Annotated in this window: 20 protein-coding genes; 12 read left to right on the top strand and 8 right to left on the bottom strand. The window is 46.8% G+C overall.

Annotated features, from left to right (window positions below; translation table 11 throughout):
• Positions 1-193 precede the first annotated feature (193 nt).
• The 3 genes from DXT99_RS24470 (at position 194) to DXT99_RS24460 (ending at position 2,775) form a co-directional block, all read left to right on the top strand.
• Entirely contained in the window at positions 194-1,456 is a 1,263-nt protein-coding gene (locus DXT99_RS24470) for a PQQ-dependent sugar dehydrogenase (RefSeq protein ID WP_246001019.1), read from the top strand.
• A 375-nt stretch (positions 1,457-1,831) separates the two neighbouring features.
• Positions 1,832-2,005 carry an IS3 family transposase gene (locus DXT99_RS28050; protein WP_394851347.1) on the top strand — a complete coding sequence of 58 codons (174 nt, stop codon included), beginning with the start codon at positions 1,832-1,834 and terminating at the stop codon, positions 2,003-2,005.
• Between the two features lie 185 nt (positions 2,006-2,190).
• Positions 2,191-2,775 carry an EF-hand domain-containing protein gene (locus DXT99_RS24460; RefSeq protein WP_115568228.1) on the top strand — a complete coding sequence of 195 codons (585 nt, stop codon included), beginning with the start codon at positions 2,191-2,193 and terminating at the stop codon, positions 2,773-2,775.
• A 570-nt stretch (positions 2,776-3,345) separates the two neighbouring features.
• Here DXT99_RS24460 and DXT99_RS24455 read toward each other — a convergent pair.
• Positions 3,346-3,912, bottom strand: coding sequence for a heme NO-binding domain-containing protein (locus DXT99_RS24455; protein ID WP_115568227.1), 567 nt, complete (start codon positions 3,910-3,912; stop codon positions 3,346-3,348).
• Between the two features lie 1,118 nt (positions 3,913-5,030).
• Here DXT99_RS24455 and DXT99_RS24450 point away from each other — a divergent pair.
• Complete coding sequence (locus DXT99_RS24450) at positions 5,031-5,810, top strand: rhamnogalacturonan acetylesterase (protein ID WP_115568226.1); 780 nt, start codon at positions 5,031-5,033, stop codon at positions 5,808-5,810.
• Positions 5,811-5,872: 62 nt separating this feature from the next.
• A complete protein-coding gene (locus tag DXT99_RS24445) occupies positions 5,873-6,721 on the top strand; it encodes a rhamnogalacturonan acetylesterase (RefSeq protein ID WP_115568225.1) in 849 nt (282 codons plus the stop codon).
• A 140-nt stretch (positions 6,722-6,861) separates the two neighbouring features.
• Here DXT99_RS24445 and DXT99_RS24440 read toward each other — a convergent pair whose 3' ends face one another.
• Complete coding sequence (locus tag DXT99_RS24440; protein WP_115568224.1) at positions 6,862-7,293, bottom strand: hypothetical protein; 432 nt, start codon at positions 7,291-7,293, stop codon at positions 6,862-6,864.
• 141 nt (positions 7,294-7,434) lie between these two features.
• Between DXT99_RS24440 and DXT99_RS28045 the strand changes: the two genes are divergently transcribed.
• Together DXT99_RS28045 and DXT99_RS24430 are read left to right on the top strand one after the other, a co-directional pair.
• Positions 7,435-7,611 carry a putative collagen-binding domain-containing protein gene (locus DXT99_RS28045; protein ID WP_115568223.1) on the top strand — a complete coding sequence of 59 codons (177 nt, stop codon included), beginning with the start codon at positions 7,435-7,437 and terminating at the stop codon, positions 7,609-7,611.
• 78 nt (positions 7,612-7,689) lie between these two features.
• Complete coding sequence (locus DXT99_RS24430; protein WP_115568222.1) at positions 7,690-8,775, top strand: glycoside hydrolase family 5 protein; 1,086 nt, start codon at positions 7,690-7,692, stop codon at positions 8,773-8,775.
• A 134-nt stretch (positions 8,776-8,909) separates the two neighbouring features.
• Here DXT99_RS24430 and DXT99_RS24425 read toward each other — a convergent pair whose 3' ends face one another.
• From DXT99_RS24425 to DXT99_RS24415, 3 genes are all read right to left on the bottom strand, one after another.
• Positions 8,910-9,296: a response regulator gene (locus DXT99_RS24425; RefSeq protein WP_115568221.1), complete on the bottom strand. Its 387-nt coding sequence runs from the start codon at positions 9,294-9,296 to the stop codon at positions 8,910-8,912.
• A gap of 9 nt (positions 9,297-9,305) precedes the next feature.
• Positions 9,306-9,743: an STAS/SEC14 domain-containing protein gene (locus DXT99_RS24420; protein ID WP_246001018.1), complete on the bottom strand. Its 438-nt coding sequence runs from the start codon at positions 9,741-9,743 to the stop codon at positions 9,306-9,308.
• Positions 9,744-9,869: 126 nt separating this feature from the next.
• Entirely contained in the window at positions 9,870-11,477 is a 1,608-nt protein-coding gene (locus DXT99_RS24415) for a PAS domain-containing sensor histidine kinase (RefSeq protein ID WP_115568220.1), read from the bottom strand.
• Between the two features lie 750 nt (positions 11,478-12,227).
• Here DXT99_RS24415 and DXT99_RS27205 point away from each other — a divergent pair.
• The 4 genes from DXT99_RS27205 (at position 12,228) to DXT99_RS24390 (ending at position 16,478) form a co-directional block, all read left to right on the top strand.
• The gene (locus DXT99_RS27205) at positions 12,228-12,467 is read left to right on the top strand and encodes a MarR family transcriptional regulator (protein WP_115568218.1); all 240 of its coding nucleotides are present in this window, start codon (positions 12,228-12,230) and stop codon (positions 12,465-12,467) included.
• Positions 12,468-12,676: 209 nt separating this feature from the next.
• Positions 12,677-13,003 carry a hypothetical protein gene (locus DXT99_RS24400; protein ID WP_115568217.1) on the top strand — a complete coding sequence of 109 codons (327 nt, stop codon included), beginning with the start codon at positions 12,677-12,679 and terminating at the stop codon, positions 13,001-13,003.
• Between the two features lie 366 nt (positions 13,004-13,369).
• Positions 13,370-14,413 (top strand): NAD(P)-dependent alcohol dehydrogenase, encoded by a 1,044-nt coding sequence (locus tag DXT99_RS24395; RefSeq protein WP_115568216.1) that lies wholly within the window; start codon positions 13,370-13,372, stop codon positions 14,411-14,413.
• Positions 14,414-15,344: 931 nt separating this feature from the next.
• A complete protein-coding gene (locus tag DXT99_RS24390; RefSeq protein WP_115568215.1) occupies positions 15,345-16,478 on the top strand; it encodes a fatty acid desaturase family protein in 1,134 nt (377 codons plus the stop codon).
• Between the two features lie 338 nt (positions 16,479-16,816).
• On the opposite strand, the gene DXT99_RS27625 is transcribed toward DXT99_RS24390, so the two are convergent.
• Both DXT99_RS27625 and DXT99_RS24380 read right to left on the bottom strand, forming a co-directional pair.
• Positions 16,817-18,865: a sensor histidine kinase gene (locus DXT99_RS27625; RefSeq protein WP_246001017.1), complete on the bottom strand. Its 2,049-nt coding sequence runs from the start codon at positions 18,863-18,865 to the stop codon at positions 16,817-16,819.
• Positions 18,866-19,003: 138 nt separating this feature from the next.
• Positions 19,004-19,276 (bottom strand): DUF4242 domain-containing protein, encoded by a 273-nt coding sequence (locus DXT99_RS24380; protein ID WP_115568214.1) that lies wholly within the window; start codon positions 19,274-19,276, stop codon positions 19,004-19,006.
• A gap of 672 nt (positions 19,277-19,948) precedes the next feature.
• Here DXT99_RS24380 and DXT99_RS24375 point away from each other — a divergent pair.
• Positions 19,949-21,907, top strand: a complete 1,959-nt coding sequence (locus DXT99_RS24375; RefSeq protein WP_115568213.1) for an adenylate/guanylate cyclase domain-containing protein — start codon at positions 19,949-19,951, stop codon at positions 21,905-21,907.
• Between the two features lie 35 nt (positions 21,908-21,942).
• Here DXT99_RS24375 and DXT99_RS24370 read toward each other — a convergent pair whose 3' ends face one another.
• Positions 21,943-23,106: a putative sensor domain DACNV-containing protein gene (locus DXT99_RS24370; protein WP_115568212.1), complete on the bottom strand. Its 1,164-nt coding sequence runs from the start codon at positions 23,104-23,106 to the stop codon at positions 21,943-21,945.
• Between the last annotated feature and the right edge of the window lie 398 nt (positions 23,107-23,504).

The following is a 23,504-nucleotide window of genomic DNA, read 5'->3' as shown; positions in this document are numbered from 1 at the left end:
CCTGGGGCGGCTACAGGCATTGGTGGCCAAACTTTGGCAAGCGTTTTCACGAGAATTCTGTGCACGAGCTCCTCTACCATAGGGGCGGAGGTTTTGGTTTTAAGAAAGACAGATAGATGAAATAATATGTATTGAAGCAGCCCTTTGTTAGTTTTACCGTATGGATACAACCTTTGACAGTATTTATTAAAACATGAAATCAAATCCAATGACGAAAACGACGCTGGCCATGGTGACAGGAACGCTGCTTGCCCTGTCCTCCTGCGGAGATAATCCCTCTGAGCAATCACAAGCTACCGGCAGCGAACCTGCAGTCTCTTCCGTAGCAGCCCCACCGGTAGAAACCAAAGAACCCAACACAGCTTATCAACCCGCCTTTCCGGATCAGACCAGGGTTGCCGGATTAAAGTCAACTACCGCCTATGAGGGTAAGGTGCTGACAGACGATCTCGAAAAGCCATGGGGCCTGACCAGCATGCCCGATGGCCGGCTGTTAATTACCGAGAAAGCAGGCACTATGCGCATCGCTTCCTTATCAGGGGAGGTGAGTGCCCCCATTACCGGCATTCCGAATGTGAACGCTGAGGGACAGGGCGGCCTGCTCGGCGTCAGGCTTGATCCGGATTTTGAACAGAACAGAATGGTTTACTGGGTTTTCTCAGAACCGCTTCCGGAGGGGAATCTAACCGCCGTAGCCAAAGGAAGGCTTTCGGATGATGAAAAAGAGATAGAAGGGGCAACTGTCATTTACCGAGCCACTCCGGCCTATGAAGGCACACTGCATTACGGGGGAAGGATTCTTTTCGACAAGGACGACAATCTCATCATCAGTACCGGGGAGCGCTCGGACGCAGTCACCCGGCCGCAGGCGCAGCAACTCAACTCCAGCCTGGGAAAAGTTATCAGGATTACCAAAGCGGGAGAACCCGTTGGCGGCAACCCGTTTGAAGGGGAGGCAGGTGCCAAACCGGAAATCTACTCCTATGGTCACCGCAATGTGCAGGGGCTTGCTTTTCACCCGGAAACGGGGGACCTCTGGGAGAATGAGTTTGGCCCCAGGGGAGGCGACGAGCTCAATAGGATTGAGGCCGGCAAAGACTATGGCTGGCCAACCGTCACGTACGGGATTGAATACGGCGGTGACAAAGTAGGGGAGGGCATCCAGCAGCAGGAAGGGCTCGAACAACCAGTTTATTACTGGGACCCAAGTATCTCTCCCAGCGGGATGACTTTCTACAGCAGCGATAGTATCCCGGAATGGAAAAACAACCTTTTTATTGGTGGGCTTGGGGGCATGCAAATCGTCAGGCTTGTGTTAGAAGATAACAAGGTGGTGGGTGAAGAAAGGCTGCTGGAGAGTGAGAAGCAGCGGTTCCGTGATATTACCCAGGGTAAAGATGGCGCCTTGTATGCGGTTACCGACCAGGGAAGGTTATACAGGGTGTATAAGAAATAGGTTCATTTACCTGACGGAGCTTTTAAGCTGAAAGTAAAAGGGGGGTATCCGGTGCATGTTTTTTTTCAACTCTGCTATATCTTACAGATTCCCTGCGCTCCTGGCTGTGTGCCCCCTTAAGGTAGGGCCGTTTCATTCTAACGAATTCTCCCCTTGAGGGGAGCGGGAGGGGTGTTTACACCTGCGGAAAGAACGCAATAGGGTAAATCAGGCAATTAAGCTCCGAAATTTACACCCCTATAATCCCCTCAAGGGGATAGTCTTGGAGAATGAAACAGTCCTGCCCCCTTAAGGGACCTTGCCCTTTACCGCAGCCCGGATGCGCTCTTCTATTTTTCATACCTTCGCTCTGCCTCCGCCAAACAAGCTGTTGGAATAACGCCGTGGCAGAGAGCTTTTTTTAAGACGATGAAAACAGAAATGGTGTACCACCACAAGTCTGCCACCAGACAGCAGGCACAATTAACTGTGTTCAAATACATCGTGTGCTTTTACAACCGGAAATGGAGGCATTCAGCGCTTGGCTGCCTAATTCCTTGCCGATATTAAACCTGCTGTGCATCCAGGCAGTTGCTACCTGGTAAAAAATCTCCAGTAAAATGTTGCAAGTCCATGGATAGCCTGTACTCACTAACAATAGGTCAAAGTATTCATTCCTGAACTGTGTCTGGCAGACTCCGTAGGTTTTGGTAGGCTCCCATAAATCATTTATTTGACAATCTTGGAACAGTATCATGGAAAGAAGAGAAACGAACGCCCTGAAAGTGATTGTAAATGGGATCTCCCTTTTTCTTATGACTGGAATGGTAGCTTGCTATGGAGGAAGAGAAGTAGTAGAGGATGAGGTGGTAACATATGATCTGAATAAGCCCGAGGGTGTAACTGTGGATGATGTGGGTGCTACAGTTGATGTGTCTACGGTCGATACCTGGGACAGGGACGAATTCTATACTACTTTTATTCCCACTAACTACTATGAGGACTGGGATGTGAATGACGACAGCTTTTTAAATGAAGACGAGTTCGCCGCAAGTTTCTTCCAGATATGGGATACAGACAATGACGGAATGATAGAGGATATCGAATGGAACGCAGCAGTAACTGACTATGGTCTGGATGAGACAGACTGGGACATTGATGGCGACGGCTACATAGAACCGACAGAGTTCAACACAGGCTTTCCCGACACCGGTTGGTATGAAGCCTGGGACACAGACGGTGACGGATTGATAGAGCTGCGGGAGTACACAGACGGTGTCTTCACTATATGGGATAAAGATGATGACGGAGTACTGGATACTACGGAGTACGCTCTCTAGAGGACCTGCAACGGTGTCTAAACAAATCACAAATCGATAGATAGAAGCTATTGGTTTAAGCTAACTCAAGAATAGCAGCTCTGGTAAATGCTGGTCGTCTATAAAAAAAGTTCGGGAGGAAATCTGCTTGAGGACATAGCTACTCAAAAGCGTGCCGTTTATGCAAAACCTTCCTTTTCAACGCGAAAGCCAAGGCAGAGAACACAGCCAGAAGTGCAACTTCAATTATTTAGCGATTAGACGTTGTGATAGCGTATTCCCAGTCTCCGCTGGCAACAGCAAGCCCGACAACAGAGATGAAGGAATCGGTGAGATTGCCTGCTGCTGAACTGTCTGGTTCCTGTTGCTCCCATCACCCAATTTGCTCATGTTCTGCTGGGCCTGATACATCAGTTTCAGGAGGTATGCCGCTGGACATGGAGAAGATACAGCTGCTGAGTGCGGAGGAAAGGCGAAAGGGGAGGTACATTTCCTGAAAGAAATCAGTATGGAGTATATTATCAAGTTCGAACCTCTATGATTCACCCTGGCGGGTATAGTGAGTCTTTTGTCTTGACTGCTGCAGACCAGTTAGGTGAACGCTACTCTTATCTGCACCCGCTCGGCATTCGGCTCTGTGGCTGGTAGTACATTTATCTTTTCACCCTCATCGAAATACTGCGCAAGCCCCTTTATGATGCCGACAGCAAAGCCAGCCATCCTGCGCCTGGAATGATAGTCGATAACCAGCATGTTCTGCCCGACTTTGGAGACATGCAGCGGAGGCGGGTTGGTGGCTTCATTCTCCCGCTTTATGCCAGCGTGCATGTGGGAACCGATGTGCAGCAGCATCTCCTGTGTTCTCCAGGAGGGATCAATGAAGCGCTTGAATACCAGCAGCAGGTCCGGCACCAGGAACTCCCCGAATTTTTCCTGGAAAACAGGGTCAGACACACCCTGGACACGGGCAGCGGCTGACATGATAGTAAATAGCTCAGAGGTAGGGTATACTTCGTTCATCTGGTAAGGCACACGGTTACGCAGCCCTACTTCCTCCAGAATGTCGACCCATGTGTTATAGTTGTGCTTGTACTCTACGAACCGCTTTAGAAATACAAAGATCGACCCGTGCATGGTGTCTCCTGTTAAAGAATGCATCCTGTGTTTTCTTTAGTCAACATGATAAAAAGGAACATCAAATATAAAAATATATCCTGATATGATGTATGCTGGCGATGAATAAAGAGTCGTTTTGGGAGTTATCGGATTCTTGTTTGTTTGATCTGCGTTTGTAATGGTGTGCGTACGGAGGCACAAAGGGTTTGACCTGCTTTCTGCCTTGCCTTTGGAAATAATCTCAAAGGAAACCTTACCTCTTCCTTTTCCTCCTTTTTGTCCCGCCCCTGTAAAGGTATGTCTGAACTATCAAAAACTTGTTGATGTGGAGCAAGAGGGGGGACTGCTTTGGCACCCAAATAGTGTTAAAAGTGCTTAAAGAAGCCCACAGTTGCTGCTGAGAGGCTTTTCTGTAGACCGAGGAGTGAACTATCTAACTTTCCACCTGTATTCGGTTGCTGTAGAAGAGTATTAGTATATAGAAGATGAACAGTTGAATTATGTTTGGAAGGCCGAAGGTATCGGGTACTAAACAGTATGAGGTCTTTCTGGTAAAGCTTTACATTCTTTTAATATACTTTTTTTATCCTCCTTACCTCATAGGGAGCGATACCAAAGTACTTTTATTTTGAAAGAAGTGAGAAATCTGGAAAGAAAAAAATTATTTATCCCTGCAATAGTTGAATTCGCTATTTTAAGAAAAACCTGCGGCACTGATCGTTCCTGCTTTTGTGCAGGTGACTGTTCTCAGAACGTGCACTAAGCCAAAGCGCTAATTACTGACTTTCCCTGATCTGGAAAGCCGCTCCAGATCAGACAGACCGGCTTTCGTACTGTAGTAGCCGAAGAAGCGAAAAATTGAACCTCATATTCACAAAGATTTAGTGACCCTGGAGAAGTATCTGCAGATGGGAGATGCGTAATCCAAGTAAAGTTTTGAAGCGTGATTCTGCATGGCCGTTTGAAGTCATCTGCTTATAAGATTGTAGAACAGGTATGAGCAGGATAGAAAGTTAATCCACCTTTGGTACCTTGGTTCTGCAAAATGCTGCTTACTATACGAACCGTTGAATGTATAGCAGAAACAGTTTCTTTAAGCAGGGACATAGAGTGCAATAGGAGAGATGCCAATCCAGAATAAATGTAAATGACAAGAAGCCATGCATCAAAATAAGATTCTTACATCTATCATCTTTATCTTTTTTATAGCGTGTTTTTCGGCTGGCTTTACTCAGAAGCCAAAGCCAACGCTCTATATTATCGGCGATTCCACTGTCAGGAATACCAATGAAGGCTATGGTGGCTGGGGCTCCTATATACAGGAGTTGTTCGATACAATTAAAATCAATGTCGATAACCAGGCGATGGCAGGCAGAAGCACACGCACCTTTGTAAAAGAAGGCCGTTGGGACAACGTAATGTCCATGCTCCAGCCCGGAGACTTTGTAATAATGCAGTTCGGGCATAACGAGGGAAGTTCACCCGATACGTCCAGAAGTGGGTATAGGGGCGTGTTAAGAGGCACTGGCGAAGAAACAAAAGAGTTAACCTGGAAGAACGGTGAGAAGGAAGTGGTGCATACATATGGCTGGTATCTGCGCAAGTTTATAAATGAAGCCAAATCCAAAGGAGCTACGCCCATTGTGGCTTCCATGATTCCGCGCAACCAGTGGAAAGACGGGAACGTGGTGCTGGCCAACGATACCTTTGGCAAATGGGCTGCAGAAGTTGCGCAGGCAGAGGGGGTGTTTTTTGTGGACCTGAACCAGATAACGGCAGACAAGTATGAGCAGATGGGGCCTGAGCAGGTGAAAGCGCTTTTCCCGACAGACCACACGCACACCAACCCACAGGGAGCCAGGATAAATGCCGCCTCGGTAGCAGAAGGATTAAAAAAGAATAAAAAGCACCCTTTGAACAAATACCTGAAGAAGTCCTGAGGAATTCATCAGCCTGTGCATGAATATAGCCTTATGAAGTTTACATTAATGATCCACCCTATATGTCTGAAGTAGTGTTTCGAAAAACAAGTTTTGTTTATTTCCTTTTTCTGTCCCTGTTGCTATCAGCTTCCTGTGCGGCAGTAAAAACAAACCAGGCAAAGCCTTCCTTGTACCTCATTGGTGACTCTACCGTGAAGAACGGGAAGGGCAACGGAGACGGCGGGCTGTGGGGCTGGGGGAGCTTTCTGGATGAGTACTTCGACACCACACAAGTGTCGGTGCAAAATTACGCCCTTGGCGGCACCAGTAGCCGCACTTTTCGCACACAGGGGCACTGGGGCAAGGTTTTACCGAAAATAAAGCCAGGTGACTACGTGATGATGCAGTTCGGCCACAACGACAGCAGCCCTGTAAATGATACGCTCCGTGCCCGTGGAACCATCAAAAGCAATAGTGATGAAATCCAGGAGATAGATAACCTCATCACCAAAAAGCACGAGGTGGTACATTCTTATGGCTGGTACCTCCGCCAGTTTATACAGGAAGTGAAAGCAAAAGGAGCTACACCTATTGTGCTCTCACCTGTGCCCAGAAACAGCTGGAACGAAGAAAAGCCGAACCGGAACAACCAGGACTACGGAAAGTGGGCCGCTGAGGCAGCAGAGCAGGAGGGCGCTCTTTTTATTGACTTAAACAAAATCATCGCTGACCGCTATGAAAGAGAAGGGGAGGAGAAGGTCCGAAGCACTTATTTCAACACCACCGACCGTACCCACACCATCGAAGCAGGAGCCAGGGTGAATGCCGCTTCCGTTGTGGAGGGAATCAGGCAGAACAAAAAGCTGGAGCTGAATAAATATCTCTCAAGGCAAGGGAAAGCAGCCGCCGGTGGAGCATCAGGAAGATAACCTGTTTAATTTCCCAGGCTTCACTTCGGCTCCAATGTCAGCAGAAGTTAAGCCTGCTTCGGGGAAAGAATGCAGCTGAACTTGAAATGAATATGAACAAAAGGGAAAAGCGGACACAGTTTAAACTACTCTCCTGTGCCTTATGATTTAGAGGCAGTTTCTCTTTGTTTTGCCTGCAGCCAGTCAACCGCATCCGCTCTGCTTTCAAAAAGCTGAACTTTTATTTGGGACCCAATTTTACCCCAGAGCATTGCCTCTCCCGCTGATTCACCAAATGAACCCGGGCGGGCTACATGCGCCAAATACCGGATGCCTGATGCATAGGCGCGTGGTAACCACTCCTCTTCTATCCATGCTACCGAGTCAGCCCATGGACCCGAGAAATCTGAGTTATCATTTAACCTGTAAGCACACTTGGTACGCTCATGTACCTCTAAACCGGCAATAATCGCTTGCTTTAAGTCCTGCTTTGAAGCAGTGCCGTGCCATATGGCTTCCACCATGTTGGCTCTGCTCTTATATTCTATTCTATAAAATGTCCTTCCGAAGACATTTTTAACTTCCTTCAGCATAAGATAGATGGGCTGCTATAGTAATGGTTTTTATCATTCATTCTGATCACTGACTGGAGCAGCCATAATTGGGTGGGAGCTTTCGATAGGCAGATTTTGGTAAAAATAATGAATTTTATTATATGAACAAAAGTTTACGCGATGCCACCGCCTGGTGGTACAGCAGGATGTCTTATTGGCAAGTACAGAAATAGAAATCTGAGGCAGTTTACAGCCCCAGGCAAGGCAGGGACGGGGAACGATTGGGTACTGGTTGAGGATGATGCTTCGCAAGCTTTTACAAGGCTTGGCATTATAACCTATCATAAATATGATTAGAAGCTTTGCAAAAGGATATAATAAATGGTTTATTTTAAGTAATATAGCTTTGAAAGTTTGTTTAATGCCTGATTACCTATGAAGTTCGAAGTCTTAAACCGCCGCCATTTTATTAAATTAGGAATAAGTGCTACTGCCATTGGGTTGGTGGGAGTGCCTTTTTCATTATCTGCCCGTGATAAACCCAACCCTAACCACTTGCCGCGCTGGCGGGGCTTTAACCTACTTGAAAAGTTTAACGATGCCCGTAACCAGCCTTACCAGGAATCGGATTTTCAGCTGATGGCCGAATGGGGTTTTGATTTTGCCCGCTTGCCTATGTCATACCATTGCTGGTCGAAGCCTGATAACTGGTTACAGATGGATGAGAAGGTGCTGAAAGAAATTGATCAGGCTGTTGCGTATGGCCGCAAGCACAAGGTACACGTAAATCTGAACTTCCACCGTATTCCAGGCTACTGTGTCAATCCGCCGGAAGAGCCGCTAAACCTCTGGAAAGATGAAAAAGCCCTGGAGGCCGCTGCTTTCCACTGGCAAACATTTGCCAAACGCTACAAAGGCATACCTAATGAAGAGCTAAGCTTTGATTTAATCAACGAGCCCTCCAAAGTAGAGGAACCGGATTATGTGCGCGTGGTAACGCGGCTGGTGGAAGCCATCCGGTCCGAAGATCCGGAACGCCTGATTATTGCCGATGGCATGCAATACGGCACCAAACCTGTTTTTGGCATCAAAGACCTGCAGGTGGGCCAAAGCACCCGCGGTTACGGGCCTTTCCAACTTACGCACTACAAGGCGTCCTGGGCATCTGGCTCCGATACCTGGCCTTTACCTACCTGGCCTTATAAACAAACCGAAACCGATGTATGGGACAAGGCACGCCTGCAACGCGAAGTGTTCGAGCCATGGAAGAAGTTATCGAATGAAAATGTAGGGGTGCATGTGGGCGAATGGGGGGCATACAAACATACGCCCCACGATGTATCCCTGGCCTGGATGAAAGATAACCTGGAAATCTGGAAAGAAAACGGTTGGGGTTGGGCCTTATGGAATTTACGCGGCGAATTCGGTGTGCTGAATAGCGGCCGGGCAGATGTTGCCTATGAAGACTACAAAGGGCATAAGTTAGATAGAAAGATGTTGACGCTGCTCCAGGCTTACTAAGAATCCTGCTTTAGCTTCAGACAGTTGGAGAAGTAGAAAGCTCCTTCTGTGTAAATTGCCGTTGTGCCGGTTAAATTATTCATGTAAGCCATAAGTATGCAAATCTTGGGGGCTCATCCACAGAAATCCTCTTACTAATAGAGTATGCTGCGCAGTTTACCCTTCGTGAGAGGCTTCTGCACGTATTCTGCCGCAAGATGCATTTGAGCCAGCTTTACGTCCGATGGGTCTTCGGATGCGCTGAGCAACACAATCTTGGTGTCAATCAGACTGATAAATTGAAGTTTCGCCAATTCCTCCAGAAAAGCGAAGCCTCCCATTCCCTGCATCTTGATATCCAGCAGGATAAGCTGGGGGAGCTGTCTCTTTTCCTTCGCTTCTTTCAGGATCTTCAAACCTTCCAGACCATTTTGCACATCCTGTACATTAGAACCAGTGCAAATGCTGCTGAGTACACGCCTGGTCAAGTAGATGCTGGCTGCATCATCATCAATAATTAAGATGCTCTTTACCTGTTTCATTAATACTGTTTATTGATAGCGTAACCAATCCTTCGCATCGGTTACATTACTGAACACTTTTATCTCGAAGGCAGTAATAAGACTGGAAAAGTTTGAGGCAGAGGACTCTGCCATAGAATCTGGGGTTATGATCAAGGCAAAGTACCTTATACCGGCCTTGGCTGCCAGTGGTGCCCATTCCTTTGCAGTCCATTCAAGTGAGTGGTCCCAACTACCAAGCACTTTGCTGTTGTCATTTAACACGCAGCTAAACCCTGATTCCCTAACAGCACTCAAATATGCCAGGGCACCTGACTGCACGTTATCTCTTGTCAGGTAACCGATCCAATCGTTGTGCACCCAATGATTCTTTTTGTCTATGTCAACAGTCAGGAACACTTTCCCGAAAATGTTTGAATACTCTTTTCTCATGACTACACCTTGTGCGGCAAAAATACAACTATTCATAACAGGTAGGTTATGTTGCAATGTTTTATGTCACTAAATTCGGGAGTGTATTTCAAACTGTGTCCGCTTTTTCTAATTGCTGTGTTTCTATATTGTTCCTTTTACCCGGCCTTTACAGGATGCGCCTCAAATCTCCTGGCGCTTCAGGTAGATGGTAAAAGTGGTTCCTTCACCTATAGCGCTCGTCACCGCGATTTTACCCCCGGCGTTCTCCACTATCCGCTTTACCATGAAAAGGCCGATGCCCGAGCCCTCCACATGGTCGTGAAAGCGCCTGAACATAGAGAACAGCTGTTCCTGTTGTTTGTCACTCATGCCAAGGCCATTGTCCTTCACTACGAGCACCATGTGTGCTGGCTCTTCGTGGCAACTTACCCTGACCAATGGAGGACGTTCCGGAGCGCGATACTTGACCGCGTTAGAAATTAGATTGTACACAATGCTCCGCAGGTTCTTATAGGAGAAGGCAATGGCCCCACACCTGTTCAGGTCTGTTTCTACTTTGGCTCCTGAGATACGTATCGGTTGCTCCATATCCAGAAGCACCTCATGCACCATCTTAGAGATATCTACCTGGGCTATATCGCCAGCATGCTCTTTCTGCAGCCTGGTTACATCAGTCAGGTGAGCGATTGTTTTCTTAAAGCGTTCTACTGCACGCTGCATAAGAGACAGCACGTGCTGTGTGTTGCTCAAGTCAAAGTTTCCATTGCTAAAATCATCGGTAATCAGGTGCAGGAGTCCTTCTATGTTCGCAATGGGGGCCTTCAGGTCGTGGGAGGCCGTGTAAATAAAGTTGTCCAGGTCTGCGTTCGTGTATGAGAGCTGCTGATTAACGAAGAGCAGTTCGCGGTTAGCGGCAGTCAACTCTGCTGATACTTGCTGCAGCTGCTCTTCAGAGAGCTTGCGCCGGGTGATATCACTGCAGGACCCTACGTATCCGACAAAGGTGCCGTCACTCAGGTAACGAGGCACGCCCTCTGCCGAGCACCAGTGGACGGTTCCGTCAGCATGAATTATCCGAAAGTCTGCCTGGTAGTTTGCGCGGGTGCGCGCACTACCAAGGAGTTTGCCTATCGCTTGCTCCCGGTCCTCCTCCAGAATAGAAAGAGCCCAGCCCTGTCCCAGGTGTTCCTCAATCTCCCTGCCCGTCCAGTCAATCCACGTTTGGTTGACGTAGGTGACAGCGCCAACGGTGTCTGTCATCCACAGAGCCACAGGAGAGGTGTGTGCCAGCCCCTGCAGCAGGACCTCGTTCTGGTCCCCTTTCTGACGTTCCGCTACTTGTTCTGTAACATTGGTTACCTGGTGGACGATATAGAGCACCTGGCCCTCCTCGTCGAGCACCGGCGTATTTAAAGGCAGCCAATAGCGCGTCTCAAACCCGCCTCCCAGTTCAGGGGGGCGAGGCACGTCATACTGCTGTACGGGCATCTCATGCGGTTGGCCGGTGGAGAGCACCTGCTGCAGGGAGGAGTTCAGGTTCGCAACGCCATTGGCATCCGGCACATCAGGGTTATCAGGAAAAGCCTCGAAAACATGTTTTCCTACAATATTTTCTCTTGTCGTAAGCGTTGCTTTCAAATAAGCATCATTCACTGCCAGGATGTACAGGTCCGTAGACAGGACCAGGTACAGTTCAGGCAAGGACCCAAATACCCTCTGGAAGGATAATGCTTCCCCACTCGGGTACTCCTCTTCTCCACCCGGGTACGCAAATAAAGTGTGTGTCATCAGAGACTAAATTTATGAAACGTTCAGAGACCCGCACAAAACTGTCTCCTGATTTATGCAGGTCTTCTCTGGGATGAAGAACAGCCGACAATCAGGAATAGGTTCGGAAGTACTTGCAAAACATCAGGTTTTACCGACTGCTTTGCAGAACAGAGTTTATAAGCCTATAAACTTGTTTATGTTCTATAAAAATCAGAGAGTGTTAAGAGTTGGCACATCTGGCTGTGGGGCTTTAATGGGCAGATTCAGGTATAAACATCAAATTTGATCAATGAACAAACGTGTATTCGATGCCTCCTTTAAAAAAATGGCCATGGAGCTGTCTTAAGTGAGGACCTATGCCTGCAACGAAAACAGCTGCCTGATAAAACCCAGAAAAAGATTGCAGTTCCAGTGCGAGGTGCCTTCTCTAATGAGTATAACGCGCCTTCATCTTCTTGGCCACGATTTCGCTTCATCAAAACGTATGTCTTCACCTCCGCATTTTGATTCTTAGATCCGGTGCGAAAGTGAGAAAAGACATAGTCCAGCTCTCCTTTAATAAAAACCTGTTAATAATCAGTAATTTACAGTTGAAAAACCAGCCCAGCCGTATACCTATGTAGGGAAATAGAACATGCCTTTTCCTGCCACCATGAAACCAAGACTAATTTAGTGACGGTGCTTTCCAGCCATGATCTGGCCTACCAGCGAAACGTTTCATTTGCGCAGAAGCTGAAGAAAACTCACTCATAATTTAAAAAGACTCTTATGATTAGCCTCAACCGAATTATTGTTCTGAATGTATTAATCAAACACGAAACACTTACTATTGGTGATTTCGCAAGAGAGGGAAACCTGGGTATGACCCCCAGCGACCACCATTTGCAGTATTTGATAGACGAATTAGTCGAGAGCGGGCACATAAGTATGCTTGCTGGGGTTACCCCCTGTACCTATACCATCACAGATAAGGGAATAAGGGAGGGCGCAAGGCTAACCCATGCGTAATCAAGCCTCGTTCGAGTTAATGAGCCGTTGCCCGTGGAGCAGAGGCGCCTGAGCTTTGGGGCAACAGCTAGCTTGCTTGAGGAGAAGCAAAACCACATTACTCAGTCCTGAAACAGTCGAGCCTTTGCCCGTCATGACAAAGCACAAAAGGGAAGGGGGAACCTGTGATTGGATTGGGAGTTCATCTATTCAAACTAACACACGAATTTATGATAAGACTTTCTGATAACAGGGACCCGAGCGCGCGCTTCGAGGGGCTGCTCCGGTATGCGTTTAATTGCGGCAAAGCGGAAGACCCGTTTGGCTATGCCAGGCAAGAGGAATTTAGTGGTTTTGTCGACGAGATTCGCTTCTCAGCCCGTAGAGCCCTGGCAACTGGTCTGATCAAACTGGTGATTGACAACCCGGACAATGAATACACTGACAGGCTGAAGGAACTTGAAACAAGTGTGTGGGAGGCTAAAACACAAGACCAAATAATTCAAATAATAGATGCGGCGTTAAGGCTAATGAACGATAAGGAATCCAAACATTAGGCAACAGGTGTGCCTGTGGGCGCAGTTTCATACCCGCTGGTGATAATGTACTGTTCTTTCTCTTCTATTATTTACCTGCTTTTATAGGGTGCTCCTTGTGGGCACCCTTTTTTATTTCAGTGCCTCTGCGTAAATGGCCGCTCATGGAGCCGCTTTTCCTTAAGGTTCACTTTCTATTTAATAACACCTTGTAAAAAGCAAAAAGAGATGCACGATAGGCAACCACAACTGCGTCTGTTAGATGAGGGCCAAAAGGTTTAAGTGAGTAGGAGAGGGGGGAGCCCTTTTTTGAGCTGACTTGTCTTCCGGCATAAACAATTCTGGCCTGTTGCCGTTTTTCAATGCATACATTAACAAACTACAACTATGATTCCAGCAAAAGGATATGCCGCTTTCGATCCTGTTCAGCCGTTAGCACCTTATGATTTTGAACGCCGCGACGTAGGGCCGCACGATGTGATGTTAGAGATCCTGTTCTGCGGTGTCTGCCACTCAGACCTGCATACTGTCAGAAGTGAGTGGGGTGGGGCCATGTACCCCGTAGTGCCCGGCCATGAGATAGTGGGGCGGGTCGTAAAAGTGGGTGATCTTGTAAACAAGTTTGAGGTGGGCGAAACGGCTGGCGTGGGCTGTATGGTTGATTCCTGCCGCTCCTGTTCAAGCTGCTCTGAAGGACTGGAGCAATATTGCGAGATAGGTTTCACCGGTACCTATAATAGCCCGGAGCCTGGTTTAGACACGCCTACCTATGGCGGCTACTCAAACCGCATCATTGTGCGGGAAGAGTTTGTGCTTAAGATACGGGAAGACCAGGACCTGGCGCGTGTTGCGCCACTGCTATGCGCCGGTATCACGACCTATTCCCCGCTCCGCCAGTGGAAGGTAGGAACAGGTCATAAACTGGCAGTAGTAGGTCTGGGAGGCCTGGGTCACATGGCTGTGAAGTTAGCGGCCTCTATGGGCGCTGAGGTTACTGTTTTAAGCACATCACCGGACAAAGAGGCGGACGCCAAGAGTTTAGGAGCACACAAGTTTGTGGTAACTAAAGATGCCAAGGCTTTAGAGGAAGTGAGAAACTCATTTGATTTCATCATCAACACAGTTTCCGCGAAAGTAAGCCTGGATATGTACGCCAGCCTGTTGCGTCGAGACGGTACCATGATATTGCTGGGTGTTCCGCCGGAAGCACCCGAACTGCATGCTGCCACGCTGATCTTCGGCCGTCGCCGCATTGCAGGCTCATTGATCGGAGGTATAGCAGAGACCCAGGAAATGCTGGATTACTGCGCAGAACATGATATTCTTTCGGATGTAGAAGTTATCCCGATTGACTCTATCAATGAAGCTTATGAGCGCATGCTGAAAGGCGATGTGAAGTACCGGTTTGTGATCGATATGTCGTCGCTCTAAATACACAAACTTTAAAGCTTGAAGACGGGCTCCTATCATAACAGTGAAAATAGATGCAATTGTGTGAGTTTCGTATCAGTGGTAAAAATGTTTAACGGTAAGCTTCTGGATTATTGGGCTGCTTTTTGTTTGTACACGGTCTGTATAATTTCAAAATTTATTACAGACCGTGTATCTTTTAAAGGGGAAATTCCTGAAATGAAAAGAAGTCATTGCTGTATCAAGAGCATGTTTAAACTTTATCCTTTGAGCTGCAAATGTGCGCTTTTAGAACCTGACTTCAGCTATTCTTCGCGCAATAGCGCTGCTATTACGCTCAAAATGAGCTTTGTCAGAACCTAAAATCACGCATTTTCGCTGTCAAAAACAAAATTTAAACAAGCTCTAAGTTTAGCACCAATTTACACTGCTTTGGCACGAAATTCTGCACTGGTTTAGCACTTTTTATATCGACTTCGCACAGGTTTCTGCATCGATAAGGTAGAAATAGCGGCTTATATGCGGTTTCAAAAGTTCTGCTGTGGTGTTAGCCGTTGCTATTATCAAGGTAGTCTATCATTTTCAGCCTGTCCCGCTGTCTCAGAAAACGTGGTAAATGAGGCTACAGGGTTTACTTAGTATATCTGGTACTCCCAGTTTACCTATTAAATGAACCACTAACTGGGGTAACTCTTATGGTAGCATACAATGTCACCGGATAATCGTGGCATGTTTTTAGCAATTGCACCATAATAGAAGGGGCCTGAAGAGATATCTTATTGGCTTTGTAAAAGCCGGCTGTCTTGTAAAGAAGGATTCTTCTCCATATTCCGCTCTGAAAGGATCTTTTTTAGTACCCTTTTCTAATTTGTTGTTGCAGTGACTGAGGCTCTGGAATTACGAAGTTTTAAAAGTATTCCGTTAATCACTAACCTCAGTTCACCAAATCTTCATGTCACAAAAAGTAAAGTTCATCAATACAAACAAATCAACATTCTTTGCTACCACCCGAGGAAAAGTAGAGGCCTATCTTAAAGAAAAAGAGATATCCAAGAATGCAAACAAGTCTATGTGGGCCAAAGCTATATTTTTCGTAGTAGGCTTCTTTTCCCTTTACCTTCTAATACTATCTGGCTGGTTCGGCACCTGGGCAATGCTTGGATTAACCGTAGTGCTTGGCGCATTTGCAGCATTCATTGGCTTTAACGTTTGCCACGATGCCATTCATGGCTCTTTCTCAAAGAAGAGCGGAGTAAACAAAGGGCTTAGTTACTTATTCTACCTGATAGGCGCCAATCCATACCTGTGGAATATCTCACACAACATCGTCCATCATACTTATACCAACATACCTGGGCATGATGAGGATATTGAGGTGGCGCCGGGTCTGATACGCCTGGACGAAAGTGAAGAGGTAAATAAAATTCAGCGTTATCAGCATTTGTACGCCTTTGGCCTCTATGGTCTTGCGTCTCTTTCTTGGGTACTGCGCAAGGACTATGTAAAATTCTTCCAGGGGAAGATTGGCCAGCACAGCACACAGCACCCAAAGCGGGAATATTTTAATCTGTTCTTTTACAAAATACTGCACTACTTCATTTTTATAGGTATACCCATGCTGGTGCTAGACCTGGCCTGGTGGCAGGCCGGTATAGGCTTTCTGGTGATGCATTTGGCTGAAGGCCTGGTGATGGGATTGGTTTTCCAGTTGGCCCATGTGGTAGAGGGTACTGATTTTCCTGTGCCCAATGAAGAAGGAAATGTGGAGGAGGCATGGGCTGAGCACCAGATGAGGACTACGGCTAATTTTGCCCCTAAAAGCGCTATAACCGAATTCTTCCTTGGAGGACTGAACAGGCAAATCGAACACCACCTTTTCCCAAAAGTCTGCCATATCCATTATCCGGCTATTGCTGCAATTGTAAGGCAGACAGCTGAAGAGTTCAATCTGCCTTACATCGAAAGTCCGACTTTCTCGTCTGCTCTCCTGTCTCATTATCGAATGTTGAGGAAGTTCGGTAAAGAGGCGTATCAGGTACAAACCAGCAGAGTGATGGAGAGGCATGCGTTGGAAGTCAATAATTAGCACCAGGAAGCCAAGGTGCTAATTACACCAACTTCCATAGGCTAACTTGGAATAACCCCTTGTAAGGAATTAGTTATGAACGCCTGTCGTATGCTTTTGAAACAGCATAAAGCTACTTCAACCACGGCTGCCGGGGGTGTCAGTTTTCAAACCTGTCTGGATTACTTGGAGAATTTTTTTGTTGAAAAAGTAACGGCATACAAGAGGATATTAAAAAATGCAGGCAGATGTTTTTAAGTGATTTGAATTGGCAGCAAAGGGGATTGAGACAAAAGCACTATAGCAGTCAGTATAGTATCCGCTATCATCCTTTACATTACCGGAATTAAATATGAGTTCTAAATGGCAGGCAATTGCACAACAAACTCCGAACCTTCACCTTCCCTGGATTTAACAGAGAGGTTGCCACCATAACCCTTAGCAATTGTATCATAACTCAGAGAAAGGCCAAGTCCTGTTCCTTCACCTGTAGGCTTGGTAGTAAAAAAAGGTTGAAAGGCCTTGTTCATCGTTTGCTGTGACATTCCAGTGCCATTGTCCGTCACAGTTATCAATACATTGTTGCCTTCCTTCATGGTACGAACTGAAACAGTTGGTTCAAAGGTGCCGCTGAGTCTAGCCTTCTTCTCATTAACAGCGTAGAAAGCATTGTTGTAGAGGTTGAGCAGAACACGACCAATGTCTTGGGGAATAGCCTGTATCTCGCCTATGCTTTCATCAAAGTGAGTTTGCAGTATGGCATTGAATCCCTTGTCTTTGGCGCGTAGTCCTTGGTAGCTTAAGCATAGGTATTCATTCACTAGTTTATTCAGGTCTACAGGTTCCCTTTTGCCGGTGCTTATTCTTGCGTGTTGCAGCATCCCTTCCACAATACTGTTGGCCCTTCTGCCATGGTGAGTGATTTTGCACTGATTTTTTTCAATGTCTTCAATGAGTGTTGGGATATTGTCTGTATTACCGGCTTGTGCTTTTTGCTTCAGTTCCGTAAGAAGCTCTGTGTTTACCTCCGAGAAGTTGTTGATGAAATTGAGCGGGTTCTGGATCTCATGTGCAATGTCGGCAGTAAGCTCACCGAGCGAAGCCATTTTTTCAGATTGGATCAATTGCCTTTGGGTGGCTTTCAATTCTGTCAATGCGTTCTCTGCCCTGCTCTTTTCCTCTTTCAGGCTTTGCAAAGCTATCCTGGCCTGCGTCAGGTCCTTGAATCGGGAATAGGCAAGGGAAAAAACGGAAGCCGCTCGTTTAAGCAAATCCCAACTTCCCTGCGAAATAACATTTTCGGAGGACTGGCCAATCGCACCGTTTGAAAATTTGTAAAGATGATAGGTATTGTCGGGTATCTCTTCACTATAATAGCCACGGGAAGGTTGGCCCCTTGTCTCGCAGTAGTGAATCCACTCTTTGCGGCTTTCATCTGTCATGACGATTGATGTTTCTTTGGCCTTTGAATGATAAAACTGCAGCATCTCACGGCCTACCCAAGTAACGTTCAAGTCAAACTCAAATTCGCCACTCACTAATTTACTCCCTGCAGTCCGAGGATCTTTTAAAGCAAACCAGCATTTCGATTCCCGGTCCGATTCATCATAAATATAAATACTACAAGTTTCCAATTCTTCCACACCCAGCATACCCATTTCATGACGAAAAACCTGTGTTATGTCTTTCAACTCCTCAGGTTGTTGCATGGCCTGTGCCCTGGCCCTGACTCGCTCTAATGCGGATTCTATTTGTGCATCCCTTGCATTCGTTTCCGCCTTCTGCAAATCAAGGAAGCGGGTATAGATTAACCCAAATACCTGCGCAAAGCGGATCATGATTTTCCGTTGCTCTTCCGTAATCGGCTGATTAGTAACCGCATTGATTGTACCTCCGGAGAAAAAGAACGAATAAAAATATTCTGTTTCATTAAATACCTGCTGTCTCGGTACTGAGAGGTAGGTTGCCATGGTCTGATAATACAACCTGACATCATTCCCGGAAAGTACAGTGAGGGCGTATAGCTTACCCTCCTGCCTGGCTGGAATGATGTTTTCAAATACAGAATGAATATGTAAATTAAAATAGTAGTGGATTTTGGTCATTTCCCCGCTATCGTCATAACTTGTCAGCCATAATTCCATGGCCTCGTTGGGATCGTCAAAAATGCCGACAGCCGTCCGGATTGTATGAATTCCCAGTTGGTTAGATTGCTGAAATAAAACCGCGGATGCATCGCCCAATTCAGAACTAGATCGCATGGCCCCCGCCCTTAGCCTTACATTATCAAGTGCCGCTTCAATTTCAAGTTGCCGGGTCTTGCGTTCCAGGTCAACAGTCTGGTCGAGCAGTTGTTTTTTCAAGCTGGCGTTTTCCTGGATTAGCTTTTTTTGCCACTGGATATCCATACGCCCAATTTTAATAATTAAAGATATTGATGTAGCTTAATTTCACGGATGGGTAAAAAGATTTCCTTTAATGCATCGAATTTACTGCATCGAACAAAGCGGGTATAATTAAATAATCGGTCTGACGCAACAGCTAATTTATTTCGCAGTCTCCAGATCAATAATATTTGATATTTCAGTAATGCTGTTAGCGGGGAATCCACCCAGCCGCGCGTGCTCACGGATCAGTTCTTCGCTCGGAGCGAGGTAAATACAGTAAATCTTATCTCCTGCCACATAGCTATGGATCCATTGGATTTCCGAACCAAGGATGCATAATACTTCTCTTGACTTTTGAGAAATTGCCTTTAAGGTTTCAGACGAAAACTTCCCCGCACCCGGTATTTGCCTTTCAATGATAAATTTTGGCATAATTATTTAGTTTGATTGAAACACCTATGCTGCTGGCAGGTATCAGATTTATGCTATCAATACCGGTCCAGCGTTTGCTTTTAATTTGTCTGTTAGACCATACAAATGGTTTTGTTACTTCATAGAAGTATAACTCACCTCCTTTTTATTGGTTGATTAGCTTATTGACATCAGGTGAATCATCGGCCAAGGGTAAAGACAACTATGAACATGAGGACCCTCCTGAGAAGATTCAGAGGTGCATCTATAATTGTACATTAACTATTTTAAAATGAACTAATTAGGGGGGTAAATATGTAAAACATGGTTGTTCTGCAGAATTTTTGATAAATTATAGTAAGCCACAAGAAATTGTGAAAAGTACAGCACATAGTCACTGCTGGATCTGGGAAAAATTACTGATGAATTCGAAGTGGTGGAGGACCTGCAGAGATGGGTGCGTAAATGGACGCAGAGCAAAGGACAATAACACACCCTGGACCAGCATTACGGGAACGAGGCTACTGCTTAACAGGTCCTGGATTGCATAGAGTACAACAGTTGCGGCACGCATAGAAGCAAATCATGATAAACTAAATCAATAATATCCTATCAAGCAAAGGTTAACAACGTTTAATAAATAGTTGGGGCTTCGTTTACCTTCACCTTATGTTAACCTCTTAAATTTTCAAGATGTCTAAATCCCGTCAGCTGGCCGCTATTATGTTCACCGACATTGTCGGCTACACAGCACTGATGGGCAACGACGAGCAGAAAGCATTTAAGATTCTTGACCGAAACCGCAAACTGCAGCAACCACTTATTCAGAAGCATGGCGGAAGGTTGATAAAAGAACTGGGAGACGGGGTGCTGGTTAGCTTCTCTAACGCTGCCGACGCGGTGCTGAGTGCCATTGCTATTCAACAGGCCTGCGCTGAATTTCCTGAACTTAAGCTGCGCATCGGCATTCATCTGGGGGATGTGATATTTGAGGAGAACGATGTTTTCGGCGATAGCGTCAATATTGCCTCACGGCTGCAGACCCTGGCACCAGAGGGCGGTATATTGATTTCGGAGCAGGTGTATAAGAATGTCGCTAACAACAAAGAAGTAGTCACCAGGCTGGTGGGCGATGAGGTACTCAAAAATGTAAAAGAGCGTGTCCGGGTGTACGAAGTGAACCCGAACAGCAGGCAAGAGGATCCGAAGTGGTTGATGCACAGAACAAAAAAAGTAGCTCCGCCAAAGAGCATTGCCGTGTTGCCTTTTGTAAACATGAGCAATGATCCGGAGCAGGATTATTTCAGCGATGGCATAGCCGAGGAAATCACAAACTCGCTGGCACACTTAAAGGACCTGCAGGTGGCCGGCCGTACCTCTTCTTCCCAGTACAAGGGAGCAAAAGTGGATTTAAGGGAAGTGGGTGAAAGACTAGGCGTAACCACCGTGCTGGAGGGCAGCGTGCGGAAACAGGGGAACCGGCTGCGCATCACTGCCCAGCTAATCAATGCCGCAGACGGGTTCCATCTGTGGTCAGACAAGTATGACCGGAACATGGATGACATTTTCGCCATACAGGATGAAATAGCGCTGGCGATAACGGCTCAATTGAAAGTAACCTTGTTTGAGAACGACCTTGAACTTGTCACTAAATCTCCAACTCTAAATGCAGAGGCCTATGAGTTGTACCTGAAAGGCATGTTTCATATAAACCGGCGTGGTAGCTCCATTTTAATAGGGTTGGAGTATTTCAAACAAGCTATTGCCATTGACCCGGAATATTCGCTGGCGTATACAGGTTATGCAGATGCGCTTGTATTAGGAGCTTTCTATGGATTTTTCCCGGGAACAGAGGTAATGCAGAAAGTGAAACAAGCTACGAACACAGCTATAAGGCTGGACGACTCCCGCTGTGAGTCTTACTGTACCCTGGCCAGTTATTATGTAGTGCTTGAATGGAACTGGGCGGAAGCAGAAATAAATTTTGTAAAATCCATAGAACGAAATCCCAGGTTTGCTCAAACCAGGGCTCTTTATGGCATGTCTTATCTGGCCTTCCTCCGGGGGAGGTTTCAACAAGCGGAAAAGCAGGGTAGGTTAGCCGTGAAGTTAGCCCCGCTGAGTGCCATTGTGTATGCTGATTTATCGTGGACACTCTATATTGAGCAAAAGTTTGAAGAAGCGCTCACTGTTGCTCAAGCTGGCATCGAACTCGACAACAACTCCTTCCTGTCCCATCGTATAGCGGGCCTTGCTTACTGGGCATTGAAACGGCATGAAGAGGCAATAAATGCATTTAATTATTTGATTAAGATTTCTAACCGGCATCAACACGTGGTCAGCTGCCTGATTTGGGTGCATTGCAGTATCGGTAACAAAGAAGAGGCAGAAGCACTAATGCATGAACTGGAAACGAAAGCAAAGACAGAATATATAGCCGGTACTCATTTGAGCTTATCTGCCGCCTGGCTAGGCGATTTGGAGAAGGCTTTACTGTTCCTGGAGAAGGCATACCAAGACCATGATCCAATCATAGTTATTTTGAAAAAGGACCCCACTGTTCCGGCTTTGCTTCGCAACGATGCGCGTTTCCGCAGTCTGATAGATAGTATTGGTATTCCTCCTGAGAAAATGAGTAATACTTTAACCTGACAGCACCAGTTTTATGCCCCCACAACACAAGCCTCTCACATTAACAGCGTGTCAATCCTGTGTGCCTGAACCATCTCCTCGCACGGTGACCAGGCGAAAGCTGTAAAGCGCCCATCCTGCGATGCAACCAGCGCAATGGCATCCTGCTGATCGTGCACAAACTGTGCCGCCGACAGATGCCGGGTCCCCCCGTTCTGCGTTGGGTGAACAACGCTAGCTTTGGAGCCCATGACCGGCTCGGTCACCACAATCTGCTCCACCGGGCCCTTTCCCACTGGCCGGCTTATCTTGGCACCGAAAGCGATCAGCTCATACTCATCATCGATGATGGTTGCCCCGTCTACAGCCGTGAGGCAGGCAACAGTGTCAACAGCCTCTTGGAGCGCCTCCTGCCACTGGCGCTTTACCTTCGTGCTCAGGTCCTGTTTCATCAGCTCAGAGAGCCCGTAAAAGGGAGGTTCTATTAAGTGCAGGATCGGGTGCACAATGGACTCATGCCATGCATCAGTGCCGGAGGGTACAATCAGAAGGGCTCCACCATGCCTGTGGGCGCGTATGGAGATGGCTACCTGCACCAGCGCATTTATAGGGTCGTTCCAGGAAGAAGAGGGCTCCAGGCCGAGTAAAGAGGTCACCAGCGTCGGGCAGTCGGGCAGGTGAGCGCTGCTCTCATCTATTACCTTTACCTTCTCCCCAATCAGCACAGCCATATTCTTGAATTTGACTGGCCCTTCGCCTCGCTTATGCTTGATGACCAGCACGCCAGGCTCGGTTACGTCTACTACAAAACAGGAATAGGGAAGCTGACGTGTGGTTCCCCACACGTACAGTTCCCCTTCCTCATACCAGACACCAAGGTGAATCCCGGGGCGCTCAACACCAGGTGCTATCTTCGTGAGGTTCTTTGTGGTAAGCTCCAGGCGCTGCCCGAAGAGTAGTGGCTGCATGGCCTGCTCCGGGGAGAGGAAGGCCAGCGATATTCTAGGAGCAAGCCCTTCCTCCCTCCGGAGACTTGTCCAGAACGCTGTATCAATTATTGCCTCGATAGCCTGCGCATGGGGCTGGGTCGCCTGCCTTTGTCCACTGAGATGACGGGTCGTGGGTATAAAGTGAGTGTAGTGGCTTTCCACCGTTTCGACAAGTGTCAGGGCCGCATGGTATTTTGTTACGGGAGTTGTTTGTATTGTTTCATTGGTCATCAGAGATGTGCTTTTAGAGGATGGGGTGCTCATGGCAACTAGAGCGCCTGTGCAAAGCCATGCTTTGCACAATTCATTTGAAGCATGCTTCACTGCATGCGAGGGGGCTTCTATTTTGTACGCGAATGCACATTCCCTGTTTCCTTATTTCCTTCTATGTCGTCCAAGAATTGTCCCTCTCCCTTCTCTGCTTCAGTTTGCAAAACAAAGCATCATTTAGAGTTAGAGCTATAACAGTGGGTTAATTAAGTTATAATCATTTGTGTTTATACTTAGAGGCTGTTTTGATTTAGTTGAATAGAAAAGTAGGTGCCGGTTGTTGGGTAAGAAAAGTTTGCAGACTTATGACTTACCTAAGTGATTTAACCGACACCCAATGGCAATGTATAGAAAAGATA

The sequence above is a fragment of the Pontibacter diazotrophicus genome (assembly GCF_003367245.1).
GTDB lineage: Bacteria > Bacteroidota > Bacteroidia > Cytophagales > Hymenobacteraceae > Pontibacter > Pontibacter diazotrophicus.
The sequence above is the reverse complement of the archived record's forward strand: the minus strand, read 5'-3'. Positions and strand labels throughout refer to the sequence as shown.

What these genes read in the sequence shown, in the direction of transcription:
- DXT99_RS24455 (WP_115568227.1), bottom strand. Translation starts at nt 3,912, where the DNA reads ATGCATTCTTTAACAGGAGACACCATGCACGGGTCGATCTTTGTATTT.
- DXT99_RS24400 (WP_115568217.1), top strand. Translation starts at nt 12,677, where the DNA reads ATGATAAGACTTTCTGATAACAGGGACCCGAGCGCGCGCTTCGAGGGG.
- DXT99_RS24380 (WP_115568214.1), bottom strand. Translation starts at nt 19,276, where the DNA reads ATGCCAAAATTTATCATTGAAAGGCAAATACCGGGTGCGGGGAAGTTT.
- DXT99_RS24390 (WP_115568215.1), top strand. Translation starts at nt 15,345, where the DNA reads ATGTCACAAAAAGTAAAGTTCATCAATACAAACAAATCAACATTCTTT.
- DXT99_RS24430 (WP_115568222.1), top strand. Translation starts at nt 7,690, where the DNA reads ATGAAGTTCGAAGTCTTAAACCGCCGCCATTTTATTAAATTAGGAATA.
- DXT99_RS27625 (WP_246001017.1), bottom strand. Translation starts at nt 18,865, where the DNA reads ATGGATATCCAGTGGCAAAAAAAGCTAATCCAGGAAAACGCCAGCTTG.
- DXT99_RS27205 (WP_115568218.1), top strand. Translation starts at nt 12,228, where the DNA reads ATGATTAGCCTCAACCGAATTATTGTTCTGAATGTATTAATCAAACAC.
- DXT99_RS24445 (WP_115568225.1), top strand. Translation starts at nt 5,873, where the DNA reads ATGTCTGAAGTAGTGTTTCGAAAAACAAGTTTTGTTTATTTCCTTTTT.
- DXT99_RS24370 (WP_115568212.1), bottom strand. Translation starts at nt 23,106, where the DNA reads ATGACCAATGAAACAATACAAACAACTCCCGTAACAAAATACCATGCG.
- DXT99_RS24470 (WP_246001019.1), top strand. Translation starts at nt 194, where the DNA reads ATGAAATCAAATCCAATGACGAAAACGACGCTGGCCATGGTGACAGGA.
- DXT99_RS24450 (WP_115568226.1), top strand. Translation starts at nt 5,031, where the DNA reads ATGCATCAAAATAAGATTCTTACATCTATCATCTTTATCTTTTTTATA.
- DXT99_RS24460 (WP_115568228.1), top strand. Translation starts at nt 2,191, where the DNA reads ATGGAAAGAAGAGAAACGAACGCCCTGAAAGTGATTGTAAATGGGATC.
- DXT99_RS24395 (WP_115568216.1), top strand. Translation starts at nt 13,370, where the DNA reads ATGATTCCAGCAAAAGGATATGCCGCTTTCGATCCTGTTCAGCCGTTA.
- DXT99_RS28045 (WP_115568223.1), top strand. Translation starts at nt 7,435, where the DNA reads ATGCCACCGCCTGGTGGTACAGCAGGATGTCTTATTGGCAAGTACAGA.
- DXT99_RS24375 (WP_115568213.1), top strand. Translation starts at nt 19,949, where the DNA reads ATGTCTAAATCCCGTCAGCTGGCCGCTATTATGTTCACCGACATTGTC.
- DXT99_RS24420 (WP_246001018.1), bottom strand. Translation starts at nt 9,743, where the DNA reads ATGAATAGTTGTATTTTTGCCGCACAAGGTGTAGTCATGAGAAAAGAG.
- DXT99_RS24415 (WP_115568220.1), bottom strand. Translation starts at nt 11,477, where the DNA reads ATGACACACACTTTATTTGCGTACCCGGGTGGAGAAGAGGAGTACCCG.
- DXT99_RS24440 (WP_115568224.1), bottom strand. Translation starts at nt 7,293, where the DNA reads ATGCTGAAGGAAGTTAAAAATGTCTTCGGAAGGACATTTTATAGAATA.
- DXT99_RS24425 (WP_115568221.1), bottom strand. Translation starts at nt 9,296, where the DNA reads ATGAAACAGGTAAAGAGCATCTTAATTATTGATGATGATGCAGCCAGC.